4 protein-coding genes are annotated in these 7371 nt (G+C 60.3%); 1 reads left to right on the top strand and 3 read right to left on the bottom strand.

Features of this window, described 5'->3' with window-relative positions:
• Positions 1-122 precede the first annotated feature (122 nt).
• Positions 123-467, bottom strand: a complete 345-nt coding sequence (locus PMI37_RS00155) for a YggL family protein (protein WP_007916365.1) — start codon at positions 465-467, stop codon at positions 123-125.
• A 234-nt stretch (positions 468-701) separates the two neighbouring features.
• Between PMI37_RS00155 and dacB the strand changes: the two genes are divergently transcribed.
• The gene (gene dacB / locus PMI37_RS00150; protein WP_008076853.1) at positions 702-2162 is read left to right on the top strand and encodes a D-alanyl-D-alanine carboxypeptidase/D-alanyl-D-alanine endopeptidase; all 1461 of its coding nucleotides are present in this window, start codon (positions 702-704) and stop codon (positions 2160-2162) included.
• A gap of 137 nt (positions 2163-2299) precedes the next feature.
• Here the strand turns inward: dacB and PMI37_RS00145 are convergent, their stop codons facing one another.
• Both PMI37_RS00145 and rlmKL read right to left on the bottom strand, forming a co-directional pair.
• A complete protein-coding gene (locus tag PMI37_RS00145; RefSeq protein ID WP_008076852.1) occupies positions 2300-4681 on the bottom strand; it encodes a sensor domain-containing diguanylate cyclase in 2382 nt (793 codons plus the stop codon).
• A 144-nt stretch (positions 4682-4825) separates the two neighbouring features.
• Positions 4826-7096: a bifunctional 23S rRNA (guanine(2069)-N(7))-methyltransferase RlmK/23S rRNA (guanine(2445)-N(2))-methyltransferase RlmL gene (gene rlmKL, locus PMI37_RS00140; RefSeq protein ID WP_008076850.1), complete on the bottom strand. Its 2271-nt coding sequence runs from the start codon at positions 7094-7096 to the stop codon at positions 4826-4828.
• Between the last annotated feature and the right edge of the window lie 275 nt (positions 7097-7371).

The following is a 7371-nucleotide window of genomic DNA, read 5'->3' as shown; positions in this document are numbered from 1 at the left end:
GGCGAGTCCATACAATTACAGGAGATCGCGCTCCCCTGTAGGAGCTGTCGAGTGAAACGAGGCTGCGATCTTTTGATCGACAAAAAAAAACGGCGACCCTCAGGTCGCCGTTTTTTTCAGTATCACTTAGCCGCGTTGATCGGCTTTTCCGGATACCAAACGTCCAGCAACGGGCTGACTTCATACTTGGTCAGCTCGGAGCGGGTTTTCAGCCAGGCTTCAACGGCAGCACGCTGCTCTTCGTTGACCGAGCCACGCTTCTGCAGGCAAACCAGACCGAAGTCGTCGCCGCCAACATAACCCAGACCGTTGGCTTCCATGGCTTCTTTGATGAATGCTTCGAGGAAAGCGTCAATGGCTTCTTCGGACAAATCTTCTTTGAAGTCCAGGTTCAGTTCGAAACCCAGCTCTTGAAATTCATCAACGCACAGTTTTTTGCGCAGACGCTGGGAACGGTTAGTCGCCATTGGAACAATCCTCTTAAGTAAATACGGCGGGCACTTTACCAGTTTAAGCAATCGATTGCCCGCCTCTCTGGACACAGAGGCCGACCGCCTGTAAAAAAATCAACGAATCGCCACCTCGAGGAAGCCACAATCGGTTACACCTTGGGGCATAATGCCGACACTTTCGTGACCACTGAGGACCTTTTCATCCATGTCCTCGTCTTTTTCCCCCTCGGCTGTAGGGTTTTATTTCATATGATCAAATCGTTGCGTCCACTGTTTCTCGCCGGCCTTCTTCTGCCTCTGGCCCTGCCTGTTTCTGCTGCCACCATCAATACTTCCCTCACCCCGAACGTCGAAAAAGCCCTCAAGGCGAGCAAATTGCAGCCTAGCGCCCTGTCGCTGGTGATGGTGCCGCTCGACGGCCCGGGTACGCCGACCGTGTTCAACGCCGACGTGTCGGTCAACCCGGCTTCTACCATGAAACTGGTGACCACTTACGCGGCGCTGGAAATGCTCGGCCCCAATCATCAGTGGAAGACCGAGTTCTACACCGATGGCGACCTGAACGGCGGCATCCTCAACGGTAACCTCTACCTCAAGGGTGGCGGCGATCCGAAGCTGAACATGGAAAAACTCTGGCTGCTGATGCGCGACCTGCGCGCCAACGGCGTGACCCAGATCACCGGTGACCTGATCCTCGACCGCAACTTCTTCGTGCAGCCGGTGCTGCCGGAATTCAACGATGACGGCAACGACGAGAACAAGCCGTTCCTGGTCAAACCCGACTCGCTGCTGGTCAACCTCAAGGCCCTGCGCTTTGTCGCCCGTAACGACAACGGCCGCGTGCTGATCTCGGTTGAGCCGCCGATCGCCAGCGTGCGCATCGAAAATACCGTCAAAGCCCTGCCGTCCAAGCAATGCACCGGCGGCGTGCGCTACAACCCGGTGCCAGAGGCTGATGGCAGCGTGACCGTGACCGTGGCCGGCCAGTTGGGCGAAGGTTGCAGCTCGCAGACCTACCTGTCGCTGCTCGACCACGCGACCTACACCGCCGGCGCCGTACGGGCGATCTGGAAAGAACTGGGTGGCAGCATCCAGGGCAAGGACCGTCTGGCCTCGACCCCGAGCAACGCCAAACTGCTCGCACGGGCCTACTCGCCGGATCTGGCGGAAATCATCCGCGACATCAACAAATACAGTAACAACACCATGGCCCAGCAGTTGTTCCTCAGCCTTGGCCAGCGCTTCCGCAACGATGCCGATGGTGATGATGCCAAAGCTGCGCAGCGCGTCGTGCGTCAATGGCTGGCGAAGAAAGGCATCACTGCGCCGCACCTGGTGATGGAAAACGGCTCCGGCCTGTCCCGCGCCGAACGCGTCAGCGCCCGGGAAATGGCCGGCATGCTGCAAGCGGCGTGGCACAGCCCATATGCCGCTGAATACATCAGCTCGCTGCCAATCGCCGGCACCGACGGCACCATGCGCAAACGCCTGAAGACCACAGCAATGCGAGGTGAGGCGCACGTCAAGACCGGCACCCTGAACACTGTGCGGGCGATTGCCGGCTTCAGCCGTGATGTGAATGGCAACACCTGGGCGGTGGTGGCGATCCTGAATGACAAGGCACCGTTTGGCGCGTCGTCGGTGCTGGACCAAGTGCTGCTGGACCTCTACAAACAGCCGAGATTGCCGCAGACTGCTTCGGTGCTGTAACGCAAGCCAAGCAACATCACCAAACCCTGTGGGAGCTGGCTTGCCAGCGATAGCGGAGTGTCAGTCAACGAATAGGCTGACTGGAATGACCCTATCGCTGGCAAGCCAGCTCCCACAGGTTTGTGGTGTATCGAGGATCAGCTCATCTGTTCGACGCGATCGCGGCCGCCCTGCTTCGCCGCGTAGACGCCCGAGTCCGCGCGCAACAACAGCGCATCCGCGCCTTCCCCCAGTCGCCAGCTGGCGATACCGAAACTCGCCGTGACCACCCCGACCACATCCACCGGTGAACTGCGCAAACCCTGCCAGAGTTCGACCGCCAGCATGTATGCGTGCTCGCCATCGATGTCCGGGCACAACACCATGAATTCCTCGCCGCCCAAGCGGCAGAACACATCGGTGCGGCGCAAACGATGGCCGATACGCTCGCACACCGCTTGCAGCACCCGATCGCCGACGGCATGGCCGTATTGGTCGTTGATGCGTTTGAAGTGATCGATGTCGAGCATGATCACCGACAACTCGCCACCGCCGCGTTCGACCCGGGCCATTTCGGTGGTCAGGCGCTCCTGGAAATAGCGGCGGTTATGAATGCCCGTCAGCGAGTCGGTCACCGACAGCGCACGCAACTCTTCCTCGACGCGTTTAAGGTCGGAAATGTCCGAGATGTAGCCGTGCCACAGTACCCCGCCGCCCGGCAGTTCTTCAGGCGTTGCCTCGCCACGCACCCAGCGCAGGCCGCGCTCGGGCAGTTGCACTCGGTATTCCTCGCGCCACGGGCTGAGGTTGTCCGCCGACTCACGGACCGAGGAGCGCACGCGGATGACGTCCTGCGGATGAATGCGCGTGAAGATCGCCTCGGCGTTGAGCAGCAATACGTCCGGTTCCAGTTCGTAGATCTCACGGATGCCGTCACTGGCGTAGATCACACTGAAGCGCCCATCGAACTCCATTTTGAATTGATAGATACCGCCGGGCACATGGGCGCTGAGCTTCTTCAGCAAGACGTCGCGCGCGGCCAGCACTTCGTGCACACGCTTGCGCTCGGTGATATCGATGCAGATCGCCAGATGCCCGACCCACAAGCCCTGCTCATCGAGCACCGGAGTGGCCAGCATGTTCACCGGAATATGGCTGCCATCGCTGCGCACCAGCGTCCATTCCCGCGCCTCGTGACCACCCACTTCACCGCCCTCGACCAGCATCGCGTGGCACGTCGGGATGCTTTTGCCGTAACGCGCACTCAGTTCGGCAGCGCGTGCGCTCAGCTCGCGGGGCAGATGGAGGTTTTCCAGAGTCATGTGCCCGACCACATCGGCACTGCTATAACCGAGCATCTGTTCGGCGCCGGGATTGAACGTGTTGATCACCCCGCGTAAATCAGTGGCGATGATTGCCACTTGAGTCGCCGCGTTCAACACGCCGCGCAATTGACCGTGGGTGCCGCGCAGTTCCTGTTCGCGCTCATGCAATTCCTGCGTGCGCTGCTCGACCAGGCGCAGCGCGCGCTGGCGCTGGCTGACCAGCACGTACAGCAACGCGCTGAGCAGCAGGCTGAGCAAGCCGCCGAGAATCACCACGCTGCCGATTGAGGAATGGTTGGCCTGAATGAACGCCTCACTCGGCAGGATATCGACCTGATAATCGTGATCGGCCATGCGCAGCAAGCGGGTAGCCGCCAGCTCACTGGCGGCGGGCTCATTGGTCGACTCGAACAACACCTCGTGCTGATCATTGGTCGACATATCGAGAATGCGCACCGACAGATAATCGTGGAACGCGTCCGGCAAACCATCAGCGAGCAACTGGCGCATGCTGATTACCGCCATGACATAGCCGAACGGTTGTGCCTGCGCGTCGCGATTGACCGGCGCGACCAGCAGCACACCGCGCGCATAGGATGGCTCAATGCTGACCAGGTGCATCGGTTGCGACACCGCCAGGCTGCGGAGCTTGTCGGCGCGTTGCAGGGTGTCGCGGCGCAACGGTTGCGCCAGCAAGTCATAACCCAGCGGGGAGCCGAGACGGCTCTGAGTCTGGCTGTACAACACCGGCACATATTCGTCGCGGGTCGCAGCCAACTGCAGTTCGCCCTGTGCATTGAGCTCGCGAATGGTGAAGGTGCTCAGGCCCTCATCCCGCACACGCCGCTCAAACGCCGCGCGTTCGGCAGCACTGACCCGCAAGGCAAACGAATAAGCCTGGGTACGCAGCAATAAGGGATGGGTGTAACCGTCGAATTCGGCGCGGGACACCGATTCGGAGTTGGCGAAGAAGCGGCGCAGGCCGTCGAGGCGTTGCTCCTGATCCTGAAAACGTTCTTCGATGCGGCTGTAACGTTCGTTGGCCAGCAGTTGAAAGCGCTGACGCAATTGTTGCTGATACTGACTGAGCGCGCCCCAGGCGAGCAGCCCCGTGAGAATCCCGCCGGCGAGCAATACCAGCAGCGCGACCAGCCAGGCCGAGACGTCTTCGCTGATAAAACCCAGGATCTTCGGGCGCACGGGGTGCAACGACATAAGGACAACTCACTACGCCAGTGTTCCGGGGAAGTCCCATTGGCCATGAGTGAGTTATAGCTATTAGCCATTAATTTGGCTAGCGCTGAACGGATCCAAGAGCCGTTAAAAATCAAGGCTCTGTGGATCCAGTGCAGCAGAGTGTCAACGAGCCGTGATTTTCCAGGCGCGGTGGATCTTGGTATTGCGGGCAAAATCCGGATCAATGGTCTGCGCGCTGATTTCCTCGACCGCGTAACGCTCGGCGAGGTTTTCCTCCAACTGGAACTTGCGGAAGTTGTTGGAGAAGTACAGCACGCCGCCCGGCGCCAGACGGGCCATGGCCAGGTCGATCAACTGCACCTGATCACGCTGCACGTCGAAAATGCCTTCCATGCGCTTGGAGTTGGAGAAGGTCGGCGGATCGATGAAGATCAGGTCGTACTCTTCACGGCAGCTTTCCAGCCACACCATCACGTCGCCCTGCTCCAGACGGTTCTTGTCCGAAAAGCCATTCAGCGACAAGTTGCGGCGCGCCCAGTCGAGGTAAGTTTTCGACAAATCGACGCTGGTGGTGCTGCGCGCGCCGCCCTTGGCCGCGTGCACGCTGGCGGTCGCGGTGTAGCAATACAGATTGAGGAAGCGCTTGCCCTCGGCCTCTTTCTGAATGCGCATGCGCATCGGCCGGTGATCGAGGAACAGGCCCGTGTCGAGGTAGTCGGTGAGGTTGACCAGCAACTTCACGCCGCCCTCGCTGACTTCGTTGAACTTGCCCTGCGCGCTCTGACGCTCGTACTGCTTGGTACCGCTCTGGCGCTCGCGGCGTTTGACCACCACGCGGCTCTTGTCGACATTCAGCGCCTGCGGAATGGCTGCCAGCGCGTCGAACATGCGTGCCGAGGCTTTTTCCGGGTCGATCGACTTCGGCGCGGCGTATTCCTGCACGTGCACCCAATCGTGGTACAGATCGATGGCCATCGCGTACTCAGGCATGTCGGCATCGTAGACGCGGTAGCAATCGATGCCTTCGCGCTTGACCCACTTGCCCATCGCCTTGAGGTTTTTTTGCAGACGGTTGGCAAACATCTGCCCGCCTTCGCTCAAGCGCGGCTGCTCGATCACCGGTGCCGGGGCTGGCGTCGGCTTGATCGGGTTGCCGTTCTTGTTGAACTTGCGTTCTTGCGGCTCGTCCGGGGTCTGGTCGTAAGCCGCTTGCTCGCGCTCGGCCTGACGCTGTTCCGGGGTACGGCGCTCGCCGGTGACGAACTGATCCGGCAGCACTTTGATCAACAGCAGTTTGCACGGCAACGCGCCGTTCCAGAACGAATACTGTTTGTGGCTACGGATGCCCATGCGCTTGCCCAGATCCGGCGCGCCGGTGAACACCGCCGCTTCCCAGTTCAGGCAGGCCTGACGCAGACGCTCGCCGAGGTTCTGGTAGAGATAGAGCAAGCTGGCTTCATCACCGAGACGCTCGCCGTACGGTGGGTTGCAGATGACCAGGCCTTTCTGGTTCTGGTCCGGACGCGGCTCAAAGGTCGCGACTTCGCCCTGGTAGATCTTGATCCACTCGCTCAGGCCGGCGCGCTCAACGTTGTTGCGGCCCGGTTGAATCAGGCGTGGATCAGCTTCGTAACCGCGAATCCACAGCGGTGGCTTGGCCAGGCCGGCAGCGGCACGCTCAACGGCTTCTTCGTGGAGTTTTTTCCACAGCGCCGGCACGTGACCCAGCCACGCGGTGAAGCCCCACTGTTCACGACGCAGGTTCGGCGCCATATCGGCGGCGATCATCGCAGCTTCGACGAGGAACGTACCGACACCGCACATCGGGTCAGCCAGCGCGCCGCCTTCGGCAGCAATGCGTGGCCAGCCGGAACGGATCAGGATAGCGGCCGCGAGGTTTTCCTTCAGCGGCGCCGCGCCCTGCTGCAAGCGATAGCCACGCTGGTGCAGGCTGTGCCCGGAGAGGTCGAGGGAGAGAATCGCTTCGCCGCGATCCAGGCGCAGGTGAATGCGCAGATCCGGGTTGAGCTTGTCGATCGACGGACGGTCGCCCTGCGGGGTGCGCAGCTTGTCGACGATGGCGTCTTTGACTTTCAAGGCGCCGAAGTGGGTGTTGTCGATGCCCGAGCCATGGCCGCTGAACTCAACGGCGAGCGTGCCGTCGTTGAGCATGTGATCCTGCCATTCGATGTCGAGGACACCGTGGTAGAGGTCTTCAGCGTCTTTCATTGGGAAACGCTTGAGCACCAGCAGCACCCGGTTGGCCAGACGCGACCAGAGGCACAGGCGATAAGCGGTTTCCATGGTCGCCATGCCACGCACGGCGGAAGTGTGCTCGCGCGCTTCTTCAAGGCCAAGCCCGACGGCTTCCTCGATGAGCAGGCCTTCAAGGCCTTTAGGGCAAGTGAGGAAGAGTTCGAAACGGTCGGACATGGTATTTCCAGAGCCTTTGGCTAGTGAATCGGCAACGCATTGCCGATCCGGTTTTCAATCAGGCGCTTTTCTAAAAGAACGCCCGCGTGGCACGAAGGTGTGCCGTTCCATCCCCGCTGCTCGGGTTAAAAGAGCTTAGATGCCGGGACAGATAAAAAAGTTGGAGTAACAAAAAGTCTTAAAGCGACCCTTCGTCGAATAGTACCCCAGCGCAAACGTGGGTCATTCTCACTAAAGAATTAAGCCCATCATCCAGCGCGGGGCCGATCATACCG

Origin of the sequence: Pseudomonas sp. GM80 (assembly GCF_000282515.1) — a bacterium.
GTDB lineage: Bacteria > Pseudomonadota > Gammaproteobacteria > Pseudomonadales > Pseudomonadaceae > Aquipseudomonas.
The sequence above is the reverse complement of the archived record's forward strand: the minus strand, read 5'-3'. Positions and strand labels throughout refer to the sequence as shown.